Source organism: Micromonospora sp. CPCC 205546 (genome assembly GCF_036902715.1).
In the GTDB taxonomy this organism is placed as follows: domain Bacteria; phylum Actinomycetota; class Actinomycetes; order Mycobacteriales; family Micromonosporaceae; genus Micromonospora.
Genome location: NZ_JBAKHL010000058.1, coordinates 14,657 through 35,826, shown reverse-complemented (window position 1 = coordinate 35,826; position 21,170 = coordinate 14,657). Strand labels below are relative to the sequence as shown.

7 protein-coding genes (1 of these 7 cut by a window edge) are annotated in these 21,170 nt (G+C 73.2%); all 7 read right to left on the bottom strand.

Translation table 11 applies throughout. The features are described from left to right. The coding region annotated (locus V6U77_RS23425) for an amino acid adenylation domain-containing protein (protein WP_334608776.1) crosses the window boundary (this coding region is incomplete at its 3' end): on the bottom strand, window positions 1-464 show 464 of its 6,464 nt. Its footprint begins 6,000 nt before the window's first position. Then, window positions 461-6,835: an amino acid adenylation domain-containing protein gene (locus V6U77_RS23420; protein ID WP_334608775.1), complete on the bottom strand. Its 6,375-nt coding sequence runs from the start codon at window positions 6,833-6,835 to the stop codon at window positions 461-463. The genes V6U77_RS23425 and V6U77_RS23420, both read right to left, overlap by 4 nt. Beyond that, window positions 6,832-7,839: a 2,3-diaminopropionate biosynthesis protein SbnB gene (sbnB, locus tag V6U77_RS23415; RefSeq protein WP_089002380.1), complete on the bottom strand. Its 1,008-nt coding sequence runs from the start codon at window positions 7,837-7,839 to the stop codon at window positions 6,832-6,834. Before sbnB ends, V6U77_RS23420 begins: the two co-directional genes overlap by 4 nt. Continuing rightward, window positions 7,833-9,992: a lantibiotic dehydratase gene (locus tag V6U77_RS23410; RefSeq protein ID WP_334608773.1), complete on the bottom strand. Its 2,160-nt coding sequence runs from the start codon at window positions 9,990-9,992 to the stop codon at window positions 7,833-7,835. The genes sbnB and V6U77_RS23410 overlap by 7 nt, the downstream gene beginning before the upstream one ends. After that, window positions 9,989-15,265, bottom strand: a complete 5,277-nt coding sequence (locus V6U77_RS23405; protein WP_334608772.1) for a type I polyketide synthase — start codon at window positions 15,263-15,265, stop codon at window positions 9,989-9,991. Before V6U77_RS23405 ends, V6U77_RS23410 begins: the two co-directional genes overlap by 4 nt. Continuing rightward, a complete protein-coding gene (locus V6U77_RS23400; protein WP_334608771.1) occupies window positions 15,262-20,211 on the bottom strand; it encodes an amino acid adenylation domain-containing protein in 4,950 nt (1,649 codons plus the stop codon). Before V6U77_RS23400 ends, V6U77_RS23405 begins: the two co-directional genes overlap by 4 nt. After that, complete coding sequence (locus V6U77_RS23395; RefSeq protein ID WP_089002384.1) at window positions 20,208-21,170, bottom strand: ornithine carbamoyltransferase; 963 nt, start codon at window positions 21,168-21,170, stop codon at window positions 20,208-20,210. Before V6U77_RS23395 ends, V6U77_RS23400 begins: the two co-directional genes overlap by 4 nt.

The following is a 21,170-nucleotide window of genomic DNA, read 5'->3' as shown; positions in this document are numbered from 1 at the left end:
GCTCGCCATACCGGGCCGGTGGCGAGGTCGAATCCGCGTCCGGCCTGGTCGGCCAGCAGGGCGGCGAGCCCGGCCTCGTCGGTGGTCACGACCGGCAGGTCGACCGGCGCGGGCGGATCGATGACCTGGACCGGCTCCCCGTCGTGCAGCTCGTACCTCGTCCGCAGGATGTCGTGACGGGCGGCCAGGCTGGTCAACGCGCCGCGCAGCGCCCCGACGTCGAGCACACCGCGCAGCCGCAGCACGAGGGGCACCAGGTAGTCCACCCCGCCGGGCGCGAGTTGGTCCAGGAACCACATCCGGCGCTGCGCCGACGACAGTGGCGCCGGCCCGGTGTCGGTCACGTCGGCAGCGGGTCCCTCGTCGCGCCGCCGTACCCGGCCCGCGAGGCGTTGCGCCACCAGCCGGCGACGCAGCTCCGCCCCGCTGTCGGCCGCCGGACGTGGCCCCGCGGTGTCGCTCATCGTCTCTCCCCAGGCTCGTCCTGATCCAGCAGGAGCGCGGCCACCTCGTCCTCGGGCAACGCGTCGACCTCGTCGACGACGAGTCGGGTGACCAGTTCCACCTGTTGCCCGACCGTCGTCGCCCCGAACAGGTCCCCCAGCGGGATGGTCACCGCGAAGAGGTCCTGGATCCGGGTACGGACCCGGGTGGCCAGCAGCGAGTTACCGCCGATCGCGAAGAAGTCGGCATCGTGCTCGACCGCGGGGAGACCGAGCACGGCGCACCAGATCTCGGCTATCAGGTCCTCGACGGTCGCCTCGGCGGACGCCTCCCCGGTGCGCTCGCCCTCGTCGTCGCCGGCCTCGGCGGCGATCGGCGGGAGCGCCCTCAGGTCCACCTTCCCCGCCCCGGACTTCGGCAGCTCGGCGAGGAAGACCCAGTGCCGCGGGACCATCGCCTCCGGTAGCCGTGCCCGCAGGTACGCACCGAGATCGCGCGCGTCCGGTGGGGTGGGGTCGGCGGCCACGACGTAGCCGACAAGCTGCGCTGCGCCGCCCCGCGTGGCGGCGGTGACACTCGCCGCCCGGATCCCCGGGTGGGTGAGCAGGCACGCCTCTACCTCGGCGGGCTCGACCCGGAAGCCGTTGATCTTCACCTGACGGTCCGCCCGGCCGTGGAAGTCCAGCACCCCTTCGGCGTTCCGGCTGACCACGTCACCCGTGCGGTACATCCGGGCCCCGGGCACCGTCGAGAACGGATCCGGCAGGAAGCGCTCGGCGGTGAGCGAGGGGCGTCCGTGGTAGCCACGCGCGAGGCCGCCCCCCAGGAAGAGCTCGCCCCGGGCGCCGGGCCGCACCTGTCGCAGCTGCTCGTCGAGCACGTAGCCGACGGTGCGTCCCACCTCGGTGCCGATCGGCACGACCGCCCCGTGGGGCAGGCTGGCGGCACGCGCCTCGGTGACCTCGTAGAGGGTCGACGTGACGACGGCCTCGGTCGGCCCGTAACAGGCGATGAAGCGCGCGTCGATGCCGAGTTCGTGCCACCGGTGCACGTCCTCGGCGTACACCACGTCCGTACCGATGTTGACCGCGCGCAGGGTGTCCAGCCGGCTGTCGGCCTTCACGACCCGGTCGAGCATGTCCCGCCACGCCATCGGCGGCAGGTCGAGGAAGGTGACCCGCGTGGCGGCGACCACATCGGGCAGGTCGGCCGGGCTCCACCCGCCGGCGGCGGCGAGCACCAGGGTCGCGCCCGACACCAGGGTCATGCCGAGGTGTTCCATCGCGACGTCCACGAAGGGCGGACTCGTCGTCAGGATCCGGTCGGTGGCGGCCAGCCCGTACCGCAGCGCCACGTCCTCGCAGTGGGCCAGGAACGCGCCGTGTTCCACCTGCACGCCCTTGGGCTCGCCGGTGGAGCCGGACGTGTGGATGAGATATGCGAGCTGTCCGGCAAGGGCGGTGTCCGGCCGGTCTCCGGCTCCCGGGCCTCGTACCCCGCCGTCGCCCCTGGGGGCGGACGTCCGCAGGTCCTCCGGCACCAGCACCGCCGGGCCACCGGAGGGCACCGACCCGACGGCGTCCGGCGTCACCACCACGACGGCGGGGTCCATCGACGCCACGATCGACGCCAGCCGCGCTCCTGGCCCGGTGACGTCGAGCGGGGCGTGCACACCGCCGGCCGCCATCACCGCGAGCGCGGTCACGATCAGGTCCAGGCCACGGGGGAGACAGACCGCGACGGTCGACTCGGGCCCCACCCCGGCGGCGCGCAGGCGGGCCGCCGCCACGCCGACCCGCCGGGCCAACTCACCGTACGTGAGGCGGTCGCCGCCCTGCTCCACCGCGACGGCGTCCGGCCGCGCCGCCGCCTGACGCCCGAGCAGTTCGGGCAGGGTACGGGCGGCCAGCCCACCGACGGACGCGTCCGGATCGGTGGCGACCTGCTCGAGCAGGTGTCGGTAGCGGCGGATCAGCCGTTCGATGCTCGCCGGCCGGAAGAGGTCCGTCGAGTACTCGACGAGCCCCAGGTAACCACCGTCCGGTTCCTCGCTCAGCGTGACGGTGAGGTCGTAGATCGCCGTCGGCCACGGCAACGACAGCAGATCCAGCTGCTCCGGCAGGTCGGGAAGGTACGACGGCCGCTCCTGCCCCACCTCGAACATGATCTGGAACAGGGGGTTACGGGAGCGGTCGCGGGCGATCCGCAGGCTGTCCAGGACCCGGTCGAACGGGATGTCCTGATGCGCGTAGGCGGCAAGGGAACTCTCCCGGGTCCGCCGCAGCACGGCCCGGAAGTCGTCGCCCGGGTCCACCTCGGTACGCAGCACGAGGATGTTCGCGAAGTAGCCGATGAGCTTTTCCACCGCCGGGTTGGTCCGACCGGCGACGGGTGCGCCGACGACGATCTCCCGGGTGCCGGTCAGCTCTGCGAGCAGGCAGTTGAACGCTGCCAGGAAGGTCATGAACGGGGTGGCGCCGAGTTGCTGCCCGACCTGCACGAACGGGGCGGCGACCGGAGCCGGCACCCGGAACACGTACAACGCGCCACGGCCCTGCCAGTGGGCGGGACGGGGCAGGTCGGTGGGGAGTTCGGTCGCGCGTGCCCCGCGGAGCAGCCGCTGCCAGTGCTCTAGTCCACTGGCCGCCTGCGGGCCCGCCAACCAGGACGACTGCCAGGCGGCGTAGTCGGCGTACTGAACGGCCGGTGCGGCGGCCGGCCCGGGGGACGACATTTCGGCGGCGAGGATCTGCGTCGACACGCCGTCCCAGGCGATGTGGTGCACGAGCAGGACCAGCGACTGCCGGTCGGGGCCGGAGCGGACCAGCCGGGCGCGCAGGACCGGGTCGGTGGCCAGGTCGAAGGACCGCTGGGTCAGCTCCCTGATCTGCCGGGTCACCGCGTCCGCGCCGGTGGCCTCGACGAGCTGGATCTCGACAGGGGCGGGCGGATCGACGACCTGGGTGAGCTGCTCGTCGACCATCTCGTAGCGGGTACGCAGGATCTCGTGCCGCTCGACCACGCGGGCGAGTGCGGCGCTCACCTCGGTGAGCGTCATCTGCGCCGGCAGCGGCACCACCACCGGCACCATCTGCTCCGGGCTGCCCGGACTCAGCTGCTCCGCCATCCACATCCGCTGCTGTCCGGCCGACAACGGCAGCAGCCCGTTCCTGGGCAGCACCTCGATCTCGGGTGCGGCGGGTCGGTCCGCCGCGTCGGTCCCGTTGCCGGCCGCCGCCGCGTCCCGGCGCAGCAGGTCGGCCTGGTCGGCGACGGTGGTGGCCTGGTACAGCTGTGCCAGCGAGACGGCCCCACCGGTACGCGTCCGCAGCCGGGCCGCCAGTTCCCCCAGTTGCAGGGAGTGTCCACCGAGCGCGAAGAAGTCGTCGTGCCTGCCCACGGTGTCGACGGTCGCCAGTACCGTGGCCCACTCCTGCGCGACGACCTGTTCCAACTCGTCGGTGGGCAACGCCCGCTCGCCGGGCGGCAGCCCGTCCGGAACCCCGTTCAGCAGGGCAGCCGCGTCGATCTTGCCACTGGACGTGGTGGGTATCGCGTCCACCCGGACGAACAGCGCGGGCAGCATCGCCTCCGGCAGGGTCCGACGCAGGTGCGCACGCAGCGCACCGGTTTCGATGGCGGCGTCGGTGACCAGGAACGCCACGAGCTGACGCCCCCCGTCTGGACGCGGACGCCCCAGCACGGCAGCGGCCCGCACCGGGGGATGCGTCTCCAGCGCCCGCTCGACCTCGCCGGGCTCGACGCGGACACCGTTGATCTTGATCTGGTCGTCCGCCCGGCCCACGAACTCGAACTCCCCACCGGACCGCTGCCGCGCCAGGTCACCGGTGTGGTACATCCGCGATCCGGGTGGCCCGTACGGGTCGGGCACGAACCGGGCGGCGGTCAGGTCGGGCCGCCCGACGTACCCCCGGCCGACGTTGACGCCGCCGACGTAGAGCTGGCCGACGGCCCCCCGGGGAACCAGTTCGCCGTCCCGGCCGAGCAGGACCGCCCGCAGCCCGTCCAGCGGGCTGCCGATCGGCACCGGCCCCCGGCTCTGCTCCTGTGGCCACCGGTACGCGGTCACGTCGATCGCGCACTCGGTGGGCCCGTACGTGTTGACGATCGTGACGTCGACCCGGTCGCGGACCTGCGCACACAACTCACCGGTGAGCGGCTCGCCGGCGCTGAACAGCAGCCGCAGCGAGGTGCAGCCGGCCCAGCCGTCCGCGGCGAGCAACTGCCGCAGCACCGAGGGCACCACCTGGAGCACGGTCACCGCCCCCTCGGCCACCGCACGCAGCATCACCGCCGCGTCACGTGGCGCGTCGGGCGGGGCGACGACGACGGTGCCGCCACTGATCAGCGGGCCGAACATCTCCCAGCCCGCGGCGTCGAAGGTCAGCGCCGTCTTCTGCAGCACCCGGTCCGACGCGCCGAGCCCGAGCCGGTTGACCGGCCACCAGACCCGGTTGGCGATGCCGCCGTGGGTGACGACCACACCCTTGGGTCGCCCGGTCGAGCCGGAGGTGTACATCACGTACGCCGCGTGCCCGGCCGCGAGCCGGACCTGGGGGAACGGGACGCCGCGCGCGGATTCGTCCACCGTGAGGACCTCGACTCCGAGCTCCGCCAGGCGTCCGGCGTCGGCCGGGGCCGCGAGCAGGGTCCGTACGCCCGCGTCGGCGACGATCGTCTCGATGCGCGCCCGCGGGTGCTCGGGGTCGAGCGGGACGTAGCAGCCGCCGGCCCGCCAGACCGCCAGCAGAGCCACCACCGCGGCGGCGCCCCTCGGCAGGTGGACCCCGACCGGGGTCTCCGGCCCGACACCCCGCTCGGCCAGGCGGGCGGCCAGCGACTGCACCTGGTCCAGCAGCTCCCGGTAGGTCAGCGAGGTGCCGCCGTCCTCGACCGCCACGGCGTCCGGGGTGCGGGCGGCCTGCGCGGCGACGAGTTCGGGCAACAGCGCCGGTGGCGTCTCGGACCCGCCCGTGACTGCCGACCTGACGGTGAGCGGCACCCGGCCCACCGCGAGCGCCGGGTCCGCCGTGAGCCGGTCCACCAGCTCGACGTACGTGGTCAGCAGGTCCGTGGCCGTCGACTCGTCGAACAGCGCGGTGGAGTATTCGAGTTCGACCCGCAGGGCGCCCTGCGCGGCCGGTACGACGTGCACGGTGAAGTCGAGCAGCGACCCCTGCGGCGTGATCGGCAGTGCGGGCCGCACCCGGTAGGCGGTGTTCTCCTGCGTCGGCATGTTGAAGCCGACCTGGGCCAGCGGCGGCTGGCTGGGACTGTGCGTCGGGCTGGTCTCGCGCACCACCACGGCGAACGGCACACCCTGGTGCTCCAGGGCCTCCGCCACCCGGTCACGGACCTGGGGCAGCAGCGTCTGGAAACTCTCCCGGCCGGTGACCGTGGCGCGGATCGGCACCACGTTGACCAGCATGCCGATCATCCGTTGCAGCTCGGGCCGGACCCGACCGGACACGCTGGCCCCGACGATGAGATCCGAGTCGCCGGTGTAGCGGTGCAGCAGCACGAGATAGGCCGCGAGCATCGTCATGTAGGTGGTCGCGCCGGACGCGCGGCCGACGGCGTGCAACCGGTCCACGACCGCCTTCGGGACGTCCCGGTGGATGGTCGCGCCGGAGAGGTCGCGGTGCGCCGGCCGGGGCCGGTCGGTCGGCAACGCCAGCGGGTCGGGCAGCGCCGCGAGCCGTCGGCGCCAGTAGTCCAGGTCGGCCTTCGCGCCGCCGTCGCGGATCCGGTCCCGCTGCCAGACGGCGAAGTCGAGGAAGCCGACCGGCGGTGGACTCCCCCCACTCGCCATGTCCTCGATGACGAGGGCGAGCGACGCGGCGTCCAGGGCGATGTGGTGCGCGGCGAACAGGGCCAGCCGGCGTCCCGAGGGCGTGGTGATGACCGCGGCCCGCCACAGCGGCGCCTGGTCGAGCCGGTACGGCCGGGCGGTGACGGCCAGGGCGGCGGCGAACACGCCGTCCGGACCGTCCCCGTCCGCCGCCGTCAACTCCTCCACCTCGACGGGCACCTCGGCGGCCACGGTCAGCAGCGGCCTGCCGTCGGCGCCCGCCTGGATCGCCATCCGCATCGCGTCGTGGCGCTCGACGACCCCGCGCAGCGCCCTCACGAAGCTCGCCGCGTCCGTGCCGTCGGCCATCCAGTCCGCGGCGACCACGTTGAACAGCGGCACGTCGCCGGCGATCTGGTGCAGGTGCCAGACCGCCTCCTGGGCGTACGAGAGCGGCACCGGATCGTTGCCGCGCCGGCGCGGCAGTGTCGCCGGCGCCGGCATCGGTGCGCCCACGCCGCCGCCCTTGATGATCTGGGCGAGCAACTGCCGCTGGAGCGGCGAGAGTTCGGCACTCACGACAGGTCCTCCTTCGCCGGGACGAAGTTCTCGATCCGCGCGCCGAGACCCGTGTCCCGGGCGATCCTGACGGCCAGCCCGGCCACCGCCAGGTCGAGCACACCCAGCCCGAAGGGAGAGACGACGGTGACCCGGTGCGGATCCCGCGGGGGAGTCCCCGGCCGGGCCGCGAGTTGACCGATGGTGGCGGCGATGAAGTCGTGGTGACCGACCTGTCGTGCGGCGACGTCGACCGAGGTCGCGGCGCGCAGGACGTGGTCGACGTCGTCGACCACGTTGACCGCCTCGAGGACGGCGTCGGGCAGCACGTCCCGCAGCGAGATGTGCAGCACCAGCGTGCCCGGCCGCAGCTGCCGGGTGTCCAGGTACGGCGTCAGCGCGTTGGTCGCGACACTCACCAGGGTGTTGCGGCCCAACGCCCGCCCCTGGTCCGGCTCGACGTGCACCGTGAGGGAGGGCAGCACCTCCGCGCACCGGGCCTGGAACGCGGTGGCCCGCTCCGTGTCGACGTCGTGCACCGTGACGTCGGCGAGGCCGGGGACGACCTGACTGAGGAACCGCAGCACGGCGAAGTTGATGACCCCGCAGCCCAGCAGGGTCACCCCGGCCTGGTCGCTCTCGGCGGGCAGGAGCCGGGCCGCCAGGGTGGCGCTGGCGGCCGTACGCCAGGCGGAGACCCGGGCCCCCTCGAGCAGCACCTCGGGCTGCCCGGTGCGCATCGAGTTGAGGATGATGGCGGACGACGCCCGCGGCACCCCCTGCGTGATGTTGGCCGGGAACGACGAGATCCACTTGACCCCGGCCGTCGGTTCCGGGCCACCCAGGTAGGCCGGCAGCGCGATGATCCGGTTCCGGTCGTTCTCGGGGAACCGGAGGAACACCGAGTGCGGCAGCGCCGACCGCCCCGCCTCGTGCGCGAGGTACGCCTGCTCCACGGCGTGCAGCACCTCGGCCTCCCGGCCGTGCAGGGCCGCGCGCACGTCGGTGCTGGTGAGGATCAACATGGGTTCTCCGTTCGCCCTGCGTCGGCCAGGCCGGGCAGCACCCGCGCCCTACGGTCCACCGCGACCATGCGGAACTCGCTGGTGTAACGCCGTCCTGCCGCGTCCCGCAGCCACAGCTGGTCGGGGCCGGGCAGCATCTCCTGGAGCACGACCGGTCCCCGGTCGGCCCGCCGCCAGCTGCGAGCCAGGTTCGTCACCAGCAGCGGCGCGTCACGATCGACGTAGAACGGCTTCGGTTCACCCGGCAGTTGTGCGAACAGGTGCCGTGGCAGGCCCCGCTCGGTGAGGAAGGCGCTGAGCACCTCGGGCCGGTAGCCACGGGCGCCGAGCACCTTCGGCGGTAGGTCGTCGGCCGCGAACGCCCAGGTCGCCCGCCGGATGACCAGGTCGTCCAGGGTGATCCGCGGGCCGGGCCCGGGAATCCGGAACCGGTTGACCGTGATGGCCGAGAGGAACTCGCCGAAGAATTCGGCGACCGGCAGCTCCCACCGCCCGTCCCGGGGGCCGGCGGTGAGCCCCTCGTCGCGGTTCCGGACGACGAGTCCCGCCGCCGGCAGGACCGACACGCCGTCCGGGGCGCCCATGTCCGTGCTGTGCGCCCAGTACAGGTACCGGTCGGGCACGTGCACGGTCAGCGGCGGATACCGACGCGAGTCGATCTGCGGCCCGTACGGGTAACTCGGCACGATCCGGCCACCGGCCATGTCCCGGGCCGTCAGCTCCACCAGTTGCCCGGGCTCGTCCGCGAGGGTGTGGAAGAACCGCGACTCCAGGGTGTTCATGGCGGTGTGCAGCTCACCGAGGACCCAGAGCGGCCGCCCCCCGCCCGTGGCGAGCATGAGGTCGGGACTGTGCTGCCGGGCCGCCGCCCAGCCGGGCTCGCACGGGGGGAACAGCCGGTCGACCAGCGCCTCGATGTCCTCGCTGGCCAGTTGGACCGGGTCGGTGCCGGTCGCGTCGCGCAGGATCTCCGACCACCGCAGCCGGAAGTCCTCGGCGATCTCGTCGATGAGCGTCCCGGGGGCGCCGGCCAGCACGTCCGCCGCGGCGATGTGCAGGTCGGAGAGGAGGACCGTCTCCCGCCGGTTGCGCAACTCCGCGTAGGCCTCGCACAGCCGTTCGTCCACGGCCGCCCGCACCTCACCGGTCAGCCACCGGGCCGACTGCAGGAGCAGCCCCAGCGGCTCAGCCACCTGATCGACGAGGCCGGCGGGCACCACCGCGTCGAGGTCCCGCCGGCAGTCGACGTACGCGAGGGTGCGTCCGGCCGCCGCCTCGTCCTTGGTCCGCTGGGCGGCCTGGCCGGCGAGTTCGGCGAACCGCTGTTCCACCGCGGTCAGCACCGGGGCCAGTTGCGCCGGCTGCCGGACGAACCGCTCGGCCGCCGCGAGCTGGTCGATGAGGCCCGTCAGGTCCGCCACCGCCTGGTCGCGTGCCTCGGTCTCCGGCAGCTTCACCAGGTGGGCCAGCAGTTCCTGCTCCGGATGCGCGCCCGGTGGCAACACGAACTCGGCGACGACGATCCGGTCGGCGACCAGTCGGGCCAGGGCCAGCCGCTCGTCGGCGCTGAGCTCGGCCTCGGTGAAGCCGGCCTTGGCGAGGCGGTCCAGCAGGGCGAGCTGCGTCGGCTCCAGCGTCAGCGGCGCCTGGAACGGCCGGTGCGCCCGTCCCTCGTGGACGCTGACGCTGGGCACCCGTCGCACCGGGAGATGCGGCCGGATGGCGGGGTCCTCGGCCCACCGCTGCGCCAGGGCGCGCACCGCCCACAGTTCGAACGAGGCGCTGGTGCTGCGTACCCCCGCCGTTCCGGTCACCCCGAGCGAGTCGCCGGCCGCGCCACTGAAGGTGGCCCAGCCGACCGGGCCGAAGAAGCCGATGCTGTCGTTCTTCGCGCAGTACCGCTGGGCGTACCTGGTCAGCACCCCCGCGCGGTACGAGGTGAGCGCGGAACCGGGCCGCCGGGCCCATTCGGCCGCTGCCGGATTCTGCCAGGTGAGCGCGGCGAGGAAGTCCGGCTCGGCCAGCAGCTCACGGACGGCGGCAAGCCCGTCCTCGGCGAAACCGGCGAGCCAGTCGAACGGCATGCCGGCAGCACGTACCGGGGCCACCGGCCACAGCGCCCAGTCACTGGTGAGCACGACGGGTTCGTTCACCGAAGTCCCTGCTCCCGCAGCAACGTGGCCAGTGCCGCGATCGTCGGGTAGTCGAAGATCGCCCCGATCGAGAGTTCCACCTGGAACGTCTCCCGGATGGCGGAGATCAGCGCGATGGCGGTGAGCGAGTTGCCGCCGACCGAGAAGAAGTCGACGTCCATGCCGATGTCCGGGTCGCCGATCGCCTCGACCCACAGCGCCTTCATCCGGGACTCCAGGCTGTTCGCGTCGCCCGGCGCGGCGGTGGCCGCCACCGGCCCGGCCGACGCCATCCCCGCGACCGCCCCGGCCAGGGCGTCGACGACCGCGGTGGGAACTGCCGCTGCCGGGAGCTGACCGACGGCCGGACCGGTCGGACCCGGCCGTTCGGGAACTTCGCGGCTGCGCAGCGGCTGGGCTCCGCTCTCCACGAGAACCTGCCCGGGATGCCGGGCGCCGAGGATGGCCAGGGTCAACGCGACCCCCAGCCGGGGTGGGATCCCGTCGGCCGCCTCGCTCGACCCGCCGTCAGCGGGGACGGTCACCTTCGTGCCGGGTTGGATCTGGCGCAGGGTGTACCCGGTCGCCACGCAGAGCGGCTGCCCGTCGAGCCCGAGCAACTCGAGATCCGCCCGGATCACACCCGGCCCGCTGGCCTGCCGCCGCACATGTACGAACACCTCCGCCGGCAACCGGCCGTAGAAGGCGATCGACTCGCAGCAGAACGGCAGGTGGAAGCCGTCGTCGGGCCGCCGGAACGCGGTCGACGCCGAGTCCAGCAGGGTGGGGTGCGCCGGGTACACCTTCAGGTCGTCGGCGAACTCCTCGGGCAGTCGCAGCTGCACCAGCAGCTCGGAGGTGTCCTCCCCGGTCCGGGTCCAGGTGGCGACGGTGTTGTCCCACCTGCGGCCGAGGTGGAACAGCCGCGGCCCGTCGGCCTCCGACTCCATCAGCTGGTGGGTGAAGGACGAACGCAGCTCCTCGATCGGCCGGGGCCCGCCCGGCTCACCGGCCGCGACGACCCGGGCGCTGGCATGCCGTACCGCCGGGGCGCCCGGGTCGCTGCCCGAACGCGACCACGACTCCAGGGTGCCGTCGGTGTGCAGCCGGATCTCCACCCGTCGCTCGTCCTCGGTGGCGAGGACCTGGTGGTAGACCACGTCGGTGAGCCGCACCGGCAGGTCCCGCCCGGTCAGCTCGCAGTAGCCGCGCAGCATGAGGTCGAGCTGCCCGGTCCCGGGCAGGATCGCCTCGCCCTCCAGCCGGTGCTCGTCCATGATGGGGCTGAGCGCCGGGCCGATGGTGGTCGACCAGGTCCGCACCCCGTACTCGGCGGCCATCCCGACCTCCGCCCAGGACGGCCAGTTGATGGAGACCGCGGGCACCCCCGCCCGGCGCAGCGTCACGGCGTACGCGTCCTGGAAGGCGTTCGCGGCGGCGTAGTCCGCGCTGCCGACCAGCCCGTCATGGGCGGCCCGGCTGGAGAAGCAGGCGAAGAAGTCGAGTGGCGGGCCGGACCGCAACGCCTCGTCGAGCACCACCGTCCCCCGGACCTTGGGGTCGAGCACCGCCGCGACGTCGTCGAGTTCGCGCAGCCGCACCAGGCCGTCGCCAGGCAGCCCGGCCAGATGGAAGACCCCGTTGACCGGCCCGAACCTGGACACCGTGACGTCGAGGGCCCGGCGCAGTCCCCGGCGGTCGGCGACGTCGCCGGTCAGGACGCGGACCTGTGCGCCCAGCCCGGTGATCTCCGCGAGCTGGGCGCGCAGGCGCTCGGAGCGTTCGTCCGTCGCGTCGTCGTTCAGGCCGGTGCGGCTCAGCAGGATCAGCCGTGGTTGCAGCCCGGTGCCGGCGAGACCGCGCGCCAGCGCCATGCCGAGTCCGCCGGTGCCACCCGTGATCAGGTAGACCCCCTGCCGCCGCAGCGGCGACGGCGACTCCCACGGCGCCGCGTCGAATGCCACCTGGGTCGGCACCCAACGCCGCGTACCGCGCAGCGCGACGACCTCGTGCCGCCGCCACTGTCCCAGCTCGCACGCGAGCTCGTGGTCGGCGGGCAGGGCCACGTCCACCACTCGGCAGCCCAGCTCGGGCGCCTCCTTCGCCAGCGAACGGGCGAAACCGACGAGCATCGCGGCGGTCGGGTCGATCGGCTCGGCGCCCGTGACGTCGACCGCTCCCCGGGTGAGCACCAGCAGCCCCGCCGTGCCGCCCGCCGGCAGGGCGGCGACCGTCTGGGCGGTGACGAAGAGGCTGGTGAAGCTGGCCTCCACGGCCCGGTTCACGCCCGCGCTGGTCAACGCCGGGTCGGGCCCGGCGGTGAAGGCGTGCACCACGAGCGTGACCGGTGTCCCCCGGCCGGCCAGCGCGGCCAGCACCCGGTCCAGGTCGACCCGGGAGCCGGGGCGGATCCGGAATTCCGCGCCCACCTCGGCGTACGCGTCCGCCGGCCGGGCGACCGTCACGGCGGCGCCGGCCTGCTGCACCGCCAGTACGACGGGAAGGCTGTCCGCCTCGGACGCCGGCGCCAGGAGCAGGCACAGCCCTGACACGGTGCTCTTCGGCAGCGCCTGCGTCTCGGTCCACACCACGGTGGACAGTGGTGTCCCGGCCTCGGTCGGCTCACCGCTGACCGGGAGGGCCGCCTCGACCGCCGGGACAGCCGCCACCGCCGGCGGCGTCGTCTGTGCCGGTGCGTCCACCCAGTGCCGGCGCCGCTGGTAGGGGTAGCCCGGCAGCGGCACCCGTCGTACCGGGCCGCCGTCGTCCGGCTCGGGCCACTCGACGTCGTGTCCGTCGACCCAGAGTCGCGCCACCACCGCCAGCAGCCCGGCGAGGTCCGTGTCGGTCCGCGGCAGGGCCGGCGTGAACGAGGAGCCCGGTCCCCCGGTTCCCCTGCCGAGATCGCTGAGCACCCGGCCCGGCCCGACCTCGAGCACGCGACGTGGTCCGTCGCCGAGCACGGCGGCCACCGCCCGGTCGTACCGGACGACGCCGGCCACCTGGTCGGCCCAGAAGTTGGGGTCGACAGCCTGGTCCTCGCCGATCAGACCGCCGGCGGCCGCGGAGTAGAACGGGATCGTCGGCGCCGACAGCTCGACTCCGTCGAACGCGGCGGCGAACTGCACCGCGGCCGGGATCATCAACGGGCTGTGGAAGGCGCCCGCGGTCGGCAGGACCTTGGCCAGGATCTTGCGGCTCTGCAGCTCGGACTGCGCGGCGAGCACGTCGTCGCGGCTGCCGCTGAGGACGACCTGTCGGGGTTCGTTCACCACGGCCACCGTCAGGCCGGCCAGCAGGTCGGAGGAGAGTTCCTCCAGGGGAGCGGCCACCGCCAGCATCGCACCCGTCGTGACGGCGGACATGGCGCGGGCCCGCGCCGCCACCAGGGCGACCCCGTCGGCCAGCGAGAACACCCCGGCCGTCACGGCGGCGGCCAACTCGCCGACGCTGTGCCCGAGCACCGCCCCGGGACGCACCCCCCGGGCCCGCAGGGACCGCACCAACGCGCACTCGACGGCGAAGAGCGCCGCCTGGGTCACGACGGTGCCGGCCAGCCGGTCCGGGTCGCCCGAGAGCCAGTCCTCCCGAACGTCGATTCCGTGCGCCCCGAACAGATCGAGCACCTCGTCCATGGCCTCGGCGAAGGCCTTGTCCTCGCGGTAGAGACGGTGTCCCATTCCCGCCCGCTGGGAGCCCTGACCGGGGAAGGCGAAGACCAGGTCCCGCCGCTCCGCACCGGCTCCCCGCAGCACGCCGTCGTCAGCGGCGAGTCGCGCGGCGGCCACCGCCGGGTCGTCCGCGACGACCGCGGAGCGCAGGGGGTACGGCCGGCGGCCGTGCTGCAGGGTACGCACCGCCGCGGGGAACGTCTGCAGGTCGTGGTCGGTGAAGTACCGGGCCAGGTTCTCCTGGTACTGCCGGCCGGCGGCCTCGCTCTGCGCCGACCAGACCACGATCCGGGGTTGTGACCGCACCGGCTGCGGTACGCGCGCCGGAGGCTCCTCGATGACCACGTGGGCGTTCGTGCCCCCCACGCCGAAGGAGCTGACCCCGCCGACCAGGGGCACTCCGGGGGCCCGGGTCAGCGGCGTGAGCCGGTCGGCGATGACGAACGGCGTCGAGTCCAGGTGCAGCTTGGGGTTCGCCTCCTGGAAGTTCACCGTGCCCGGGAGAGCACCGTGCCGGAGGGCGAGGACGCCCTTGATCAGCGAGGCGATGCCCGCCGCGTGACCGAGATGTCCGATGCTCGACTTGACCGAACCGAGCGCGACTGTGGTCCCGGCGTCGTCACCCACCGCCTGCAGTGCGCGATGCAGCGCCGCCACCTCGATCGGGTCCCCGAGTGGGGTGCCGGTGGCGTGACACTCGACGAACGCCAGTTCACTCGCGGACACCTCGGCCATGGCGAACGCCTCGGCCAGCATCGTCGCCTGGCCGATGACGGAGGGGGCGGTGAAACCGGCCTTCGCCGATCCGTCGTTGTTGAGCGCGGTGCCCCGCAGGACGGCGTGCACGGTGTCGCCGTCGGCGAGCGCGTCACTGAGTCGCTTGAGCACCACGGCGCCCGCGCCGGTGGAGAAGAGCGTGCCGTCGGCCTTGCCGTCGAAGGGTCGCACGTGGCCGTCGCGGGAGAAGGGGCTGCCCTGGGCCCACAGATAGCCGTGCCCGAACGGCATCTCCACCTCGGCGCCACCGGCGACAGCCAGGTCACACTCCCCGTTGCGCAGCGCCTGGCTGGCCAGGTGCACGGCGACCAGGGAACTCGAACAGGCCGTGGAGACGGAGATCGCCGCCCCCCGCAGGTTCATCTTGTACGCGGCGGTGATCGCGACGTAGTCGGTGTTGTTCAGGGAGGTCAGCGCGAAGCTCGTGCTGGCCGAGGCGTCACTGTTAAGGCCCAGGTTGTCGACGTACCGGTTGGTGCCGGCGGAGCCGTAGACCGCGATCGTCGCCTCTTCGCGGTACGGGTCGTAGCCGGAGTGCTCCAGCGCCGCGTGTGCGCTCTCCAGGAACATCCGGATCTGCGGGTCGGTGAAGTCGGCTTCCTTCGGGGTGTAGCCGAAGAGCGCCGAGTCGAAGTCCTGGACCCCCGGGGCGGTGGCCACCGCCTTGACGTAGTCCGGGTGCCGCAGCATCTCCTCCGAGACCCCGTACGCGCGCAGTTCGTCGTCCGTGGGGAACTGGACGCTCTCCACCCCGTCACGCAGGTTGGCCCAGTACTGGTCGAGATCCGCCGCTCCCGGGAATCGGGCAGCCATCCCGACGATCGCGATGTGGTGCCGGTCGCTCATGACATGTCCCTTCGCAATGTCTCGCGTATCCGCAGCCGGCGCGCGGAGTCCAGGGAGACTGGTCGCCTGACGGAACGGACCTCGACCGCTGTCTCCTGCTCGCCCGCGACATACGCGGCGAGCGATCGAACCGTCGGAAGTTCGAAGAGTTTGAGCACCGGCACGGGGCGTCCGAGGCGCTCCTCCAGTGCCTGCTGTACGCCGATCGCCAGCAGCGAGGTGCCACCGAGGTCGAAGAAGTTGACCTCGCGGCCGACCTGCGCGACGCCCAGCACGTCCTGCCAGGTGCGGGCGATCGTCTCCTCGACAGCCGTGGCGTAGACCGGGGCGGCGATCTCCTCCGAGGCTCCGTCGACGCCCGGCCGCCACGCCGGCAGGCGGGTCCGGTCCGGCTTGCCGTTGGCCGTCAACGGCAGGTGGTGCAACCGCACCACTCCCGCCGGCAGCATGTGCGCCGGCAGCAGGATGCGCAGGTCCGCTCGCAGCTGGGCGGTGGACACGGCCTGGCCGTCCACGGAGGTGAGATAGCTGACCAGGCGTGCCTCGTCACCCGAGCCGACCAGCACGGTGACGCAGTCGGTCACGTACGACAGGCTCCGGGCCGCCACGTCCACGTCCTGGAGCTCGACCCGGTATCCGGCGATCTTGACCTGGCCGTCGTCCCGGCCGAGCACCTCGATCATGCCGTCCGGCAGCGTCCGTCCCAGGTCGCCGGTGTGGTATTCCGGACCGCACCCGTCGGCGAGCGACTCGCCCCGTACCACGATGCGACCGCGCTCCCCCACCGCGGCGGGGCGGCCGTGCCCGCCCAGCACGACGACGCCGCCGCCGTGGATGCCGGTGTCGACCGGTATCCGGCGATCCGGTCGGCCCACCGGCTGACCCGGCCGGATCGCCGACCAGGCCGCGACCTGCGGGGTTTCGGTGGCCCCGTAGGCGTTGACCACCGTCACCCCCGGGGCCGACCGTCGGATGGCGGTGACGTCGCCGGCGAAGAGCTGGTCGCCCGCGACGACGGCGAGCCGCAGGTGCGGCAGCGGCAGGTCCGCGACCAGGAGCAGCCGCAGCAGCTGCGGCGTCAGGTGGACGACGGTGACGCGCTCCCGGACGAGCCAGGCGTGCAGCTCGTGTGGGGAGCGGATCACCTCCTCGGGCGGTACGCAGAGCGTCGCACCGACGGTCAGCGGCGCGAAGACGTCCCGCAGCAACGGGTCGTGGCCGAGACCGGAGAGCAGGGCGAACCGGTCGGCCGGCCCGAGGCCGAACTCCGCGGTGTAGCGGGCCAGGAAGTGGGCCAGCGGTGCGTCGCCAGCCCGCACGACGCGCGGTCTGCCCGTCGTGCCCGAGGTGAAACCCACGTGACCGGCCGGGCCGGCCACCGGGGAGAACTGGCCACCGCCCCGGACCGGACCGACCTGGATCACGGTCGGCGCGATCGCGGCGAGAGCGGACGGCAGATCACCGTCGACGAGGACGGCTCGGGCCTGCGCGATCTCGCGGAGTTGCGCCACCAGCCGGGCGGGCGGATATCCAGGGTCCAGCACGCAGAACCGCGCGCCGATCGACGAGACGGCCAGCAGCGCCGCGACCAGTGCGACGCCGCGCGGCGCGAACACCGCCACGAGGTCTCGACGGTGCACCTCGCCGAGCGACAGGTCCTGGGCGATGGCACTGACCCAGTCGCCGAGCTCGCGGTAGGTGAGCGTGCCGCCGGACGCGCTCAGGGCCGTCGCCTCCGGCGCGCGCTGCGACTGCTCCGCGAAGCGGGTGCTGACCACGACCTTCTCGGCGTGGTCCAGCTTCGGGGTCAGGGGCGCGGCAGGTGCCGGCGCGCCGCCACCGACGCCCAGGACCTGCCGGTCGAACGGCATCTCGGGGTCGGTCGACATCGCCGACAGGATCTCGATGAACTGGTCGAGCAGTTCCGCGCCGAGGCGGGGCTCGATCGTCGCCCGATCGTGCACGACGGTCACCGCGATCCGGTCACCGAGGTCGGTGAGGTAGACGTTCAGGTCGAAGATCGCCCCCGCCGGGTCCTGGTCGACGACGCGGGTGGTGAGGCCGGGCAGCTCCGGGGGGATGTCCGGGCCGCCGAGGAAGTTGAACCAGGAGGTGAAGGACAGGTCCGTCCCGCGCCTGCGCAGATGGTGGTGCAGCACCTCGAAGGGCACGTCCGCGTTGGCGGCCGCGTGCGCGACCGCCGCTCTCGCCGCGCGGATCAGGTCCGCGTACGACGGCGCCTCGGGCACGGTCACCCGCAGCGCGGCGGTGCTGACGAAGAACCCCACGAGCGATTCCGTGCCCGGCACGGTACGGGCACCGAACGGTGCCCCGATCAGGGCCTCGTCCTGCCCGCTCCACCGGCGCAGCAGGCCGGCGTAGGCGGCCAGCAGCGTCACGAACATGGTGCTGCGGTACTCGGTCGCCAGCTCCCTGAGCTCGGCCGTCCGGTCCGCGTCGAGGTGCCGGCGATGGGTGACCGTCCCGGGCACGGCGTCGGCCGGGGCCGGGAAGCGCTCCGCCGGGACGCAGCCGTCCAGCCGATCGACGAGTTCGGCGAGCTGCCCCTCGTAGGCTCCGGCCGCGAAGCGGCGAGCCTGCCAGGCGCTGTAGTCGAGATAGGTCAACGAGCCCGGTGGATCGGCCGGTGGAGGGTCTGCGGCAACGGCGGCCCGGTAGTGCCGGCCGAGGTCGTCGAGGATGATCCGGACGCTCTGCCCGTCGGCGACGAGATGATGCAGGGTGAGCACCAGCCGGGAGTCCGCGCCGGGCAGCCGGACCAGGGCGGCCCGCAGCATCGGCGGCCGGGCCAGGTCGAACGGACGCCGAATCTCGGCGTTGATCCACTCCTCGGCCTCCTGCGGACCGGCCACCTCGACCTGGCGCAACGGCGGTACGGCCAGGTCCCGCACCCGCTGCCGGGCCCGGCCGTCGTGGACCTCGAACGCCGTACGCAGGGCGCCGTGACGGCGAACCAGACCGGCGACGGCGGCAGCCAACGCGGGCACGTCCACCTGTCCGTGCAGGGCGAGGACGATCGGGATGTTGTACGCCGAGGAAGCCTTGTCCGTCTTGTCCAGCAGCCAGAGTCGCTGCTGTTCGGGAGCGAGCGGACCGACCAGGGCGGCCGTGTCGACCGGGACCGGCTCGGCGGCGACGGACCGGCTGACCAGCCCGGCCAGCTCTCCGAAGGTGGGCTGGGTGAAGAGCACACCGGGCGGCAGTTCCACGCCCAGCTCGGTCCGGACCCGGATCACCAGTTCCGCCGCCCGGAGCGAATCCCCACCGCAGTCGAAGAAGTCGTCGGTGCCGCGTACCCGGTCGGCGGCGAGCAGTTGCGACCAGATCCGCCGCAGCGCCTCGCGGGGACCGTGCCCGGCATCCTCGGCCGGCACCGCCTCGAACCCTCCGGCTGCCACCTCGGACCGCAACGCGGTGAGGTCGACCTTGCCGCCCGAGGTCGTCGGCAGAACCGGCACGACAGCCATCACGGTCGGCACCATCGCCCGGGGCAGACGAGCGGCGACCCACCGACGTACCTCGGCGACATCCAGCTCGGTGCCCGGATCGGCCGAGACCAGGTAGGCCGCGAGCACCGTCCGTGCGTCGTGTTCGAGCAGGTCCACCCGGGCCGCGCCCACGCCCGGACAGTCGGCCAGGACGGTCTGCACCTCCGCGAGACTCACCCGGACGCCGTTGACCTTGACCACGTCGTCCAGGCGCCCCAGGTGTACCAGGACGTCGTCGGCGTCGTAGTTGACCAGGTCCCCGGTGCGGTAGAGGCGGGCTCCCGGCGGCCCGTGCGGAGCGGGCACGAAGCGGGCCGCGGTCGCGGCCGGATCGCCCAGGTATCCGCGCGCTACCTGGCCGCCACCGAGGTACAGCTCACCGTGCCGCACCGGCTGCAGGTCCTCGTCCAGCACCAGCACCTCGGTCGAGGCGAAGGCTGTGCCGATCGGCACGCTGCCCTGGGAGTAGCCGGCGTCGACGTCCGTCTCGTACCAGGTGTTGTCGACCGTGACCTCGGTGAGACCGCAGGTGTTGAAGATCCGGACACCCGGGCCGGTGACCGCACGGGCCGCGCGGTACTCGGCACCGGACCAGAGCTCGCCACCGACGACGAGGTGGGTCAGGCAGTCCAGCCGTTCCCCGGCAGCTGCCAGGTGGGCGACGAGCGGGCGGAGCACCGACGGGGTGATCTCGACGTACTCGACGTCGGCGGCGCGGATGAGCCGGACCAGGTCCGGCGGGCTGAGCACCGTCTGCTCGGGGCACATCACCAGGCATCCGCCGGTGAGCAGGGTACGCGCGACGTCGGCGGTGGCGACGTCGAAGCCGAAGCCGGCGAGCTGGAGGACCCTGGTCACCTTCTCCCCCACCCCGTACAGCCGGCGGTAGGAGTCGACCAGGGACAGCAGGGACCGGTGGCTGACGGCGACGGCCTTCGGCTGGCCGGTCGAACCGGAGGTGTGGATGACGTAGGCCAGGTTGTCGGGGTGGACCGGTGCCGCCGGCGACGCCGCCGCCCTGTCACGGACGTCGGCTGCGCCACGCTCGTCGTCCCCCGCGCACAGCTCGTCGATGACGAGCGTGGGAGCGCCCAGCGCGTCCGCTCGCCGGCGCAGTCCCGACTCGGTGAGGACGGCGGCCGGTCGCAGCTTGCCGCCGATCGACCGCAGCCTCCTACGCGGCGTGTGCGGGTCCAGGGCGATGTAGGCGGCGCCTGACTGCCAGACACCGAGTACGCACGCCGGCAGCGCGGCCGAACGATCCACCATGACCGCGACGAGCGACTCCGGGCCGACCCCCAGGTCGCGCAGCAGTCCCGCCACCGCGTCCGCGCGGCGGTCGAGTTCCGCGTAGGTCAGGATCCGCTGACCGTCGACCACCGCCGGTGCGCCCGGCCGGTCCGCGACGACCGCGCGGAATTGGCTGTGGCAACTCACCGGCTGTCGGTCCCGCCAACGCACCACTCGAGGACCGCCTTCGCGCTGTGGAACTTCTGCTCCGCCTGCCGGAAGGCGATGCTGGCCGGCCCGTCGAGGACCGCGCTGGTCACTTCCTCGCCGCGGTGTGCCGGAAGGTCGTGCATGAACACCGCCTCCGGGTACCGGGCCATCAGTTCACCGTCGACCTGGAACGGCGCGAACGTGTCCCGCCAGTTCGGATCCGGCTTGGACGTCCCCGTCGTCTGCCAGCGCGTGGTGTAGACGACGTCGACCTCGGACGGCCCGGCCGCCAGCTCGTGCGTCTCGGTGATGCTGCTGGCGTTGGTCTCCGCCGCGCGCTGGGCGCGGGCGAGCAGCGCCGGGTCCATCCCGTATCCCCGGGGGGTGGCCAGGCAGAGACTGACGTCGCGGAACCGGGCCAGCGCGAGAGCCAGCGCGGCAGCGGTGTTGTTGCCCTCGCCCACGTACAGGATCCGGATGCCGTCGACCCGCCCGAACTGCAACTCGATCATGGAGAGGTCCGCGATGGCCTGGGTCGGGTGTTCGTCGGCCGTCATCGCGTTCACCACGGCCATGCCGTCCTGCGCGGTAAGGGCGGCCAGTTCGGCCGGGTCGCCGGCGGTACGGACCACCAGCGCGTCCAGCATCATGCCGAGCACCCGGGCCGTGTCGGCCATGGTCTCGCCCGTGTTCAGCTGCAGATCGTGCGGACCGTAGGCGATGTGGGACGCGCCGAGCCGCAGCGCCGCCGACGCGAAGGCCGTCCGGGTCCGGGTCGAGGTCGCACGGAAGTAACTGCCAACGACCCGGCCGCGAAGCGGCTGCCCGACGGCCTCACCTTGCTCCGCGTACCACGCGGATCGCCGGACAAGCCGGTACAACTCGTCATCGCTCAGATTGTCAACCGAGGTGAGGTGCCGCACGCCGTACAGCCTGGCCGAGCGATGACCGGGCAT

Bases quoted from the DNA above. Each gene is read 5' to 3' on its own strand.
- sbnB (WP_089002380.1), bottom strand. From the start codon at position 7,839: ATGTTGATCCTCACCAGCACCGACGTGCGCGCGGCCCTGCACGGCCGG.
- V6U77_RS23405 (WP_334608772.1), bottom strand. From the start codon at position 15,265: ATGAGCGACCGGCACCACATCGCGATCGTCGGGATGGCTGCCCGATTC.
- V6U77_RS23395 (WP_089002384.1), bottom strand. From the start codon at position 21,170: ATGCCCGGTCATCGCTCGGCCAGGCTGTACGGCGTGCGGCACCTCACC.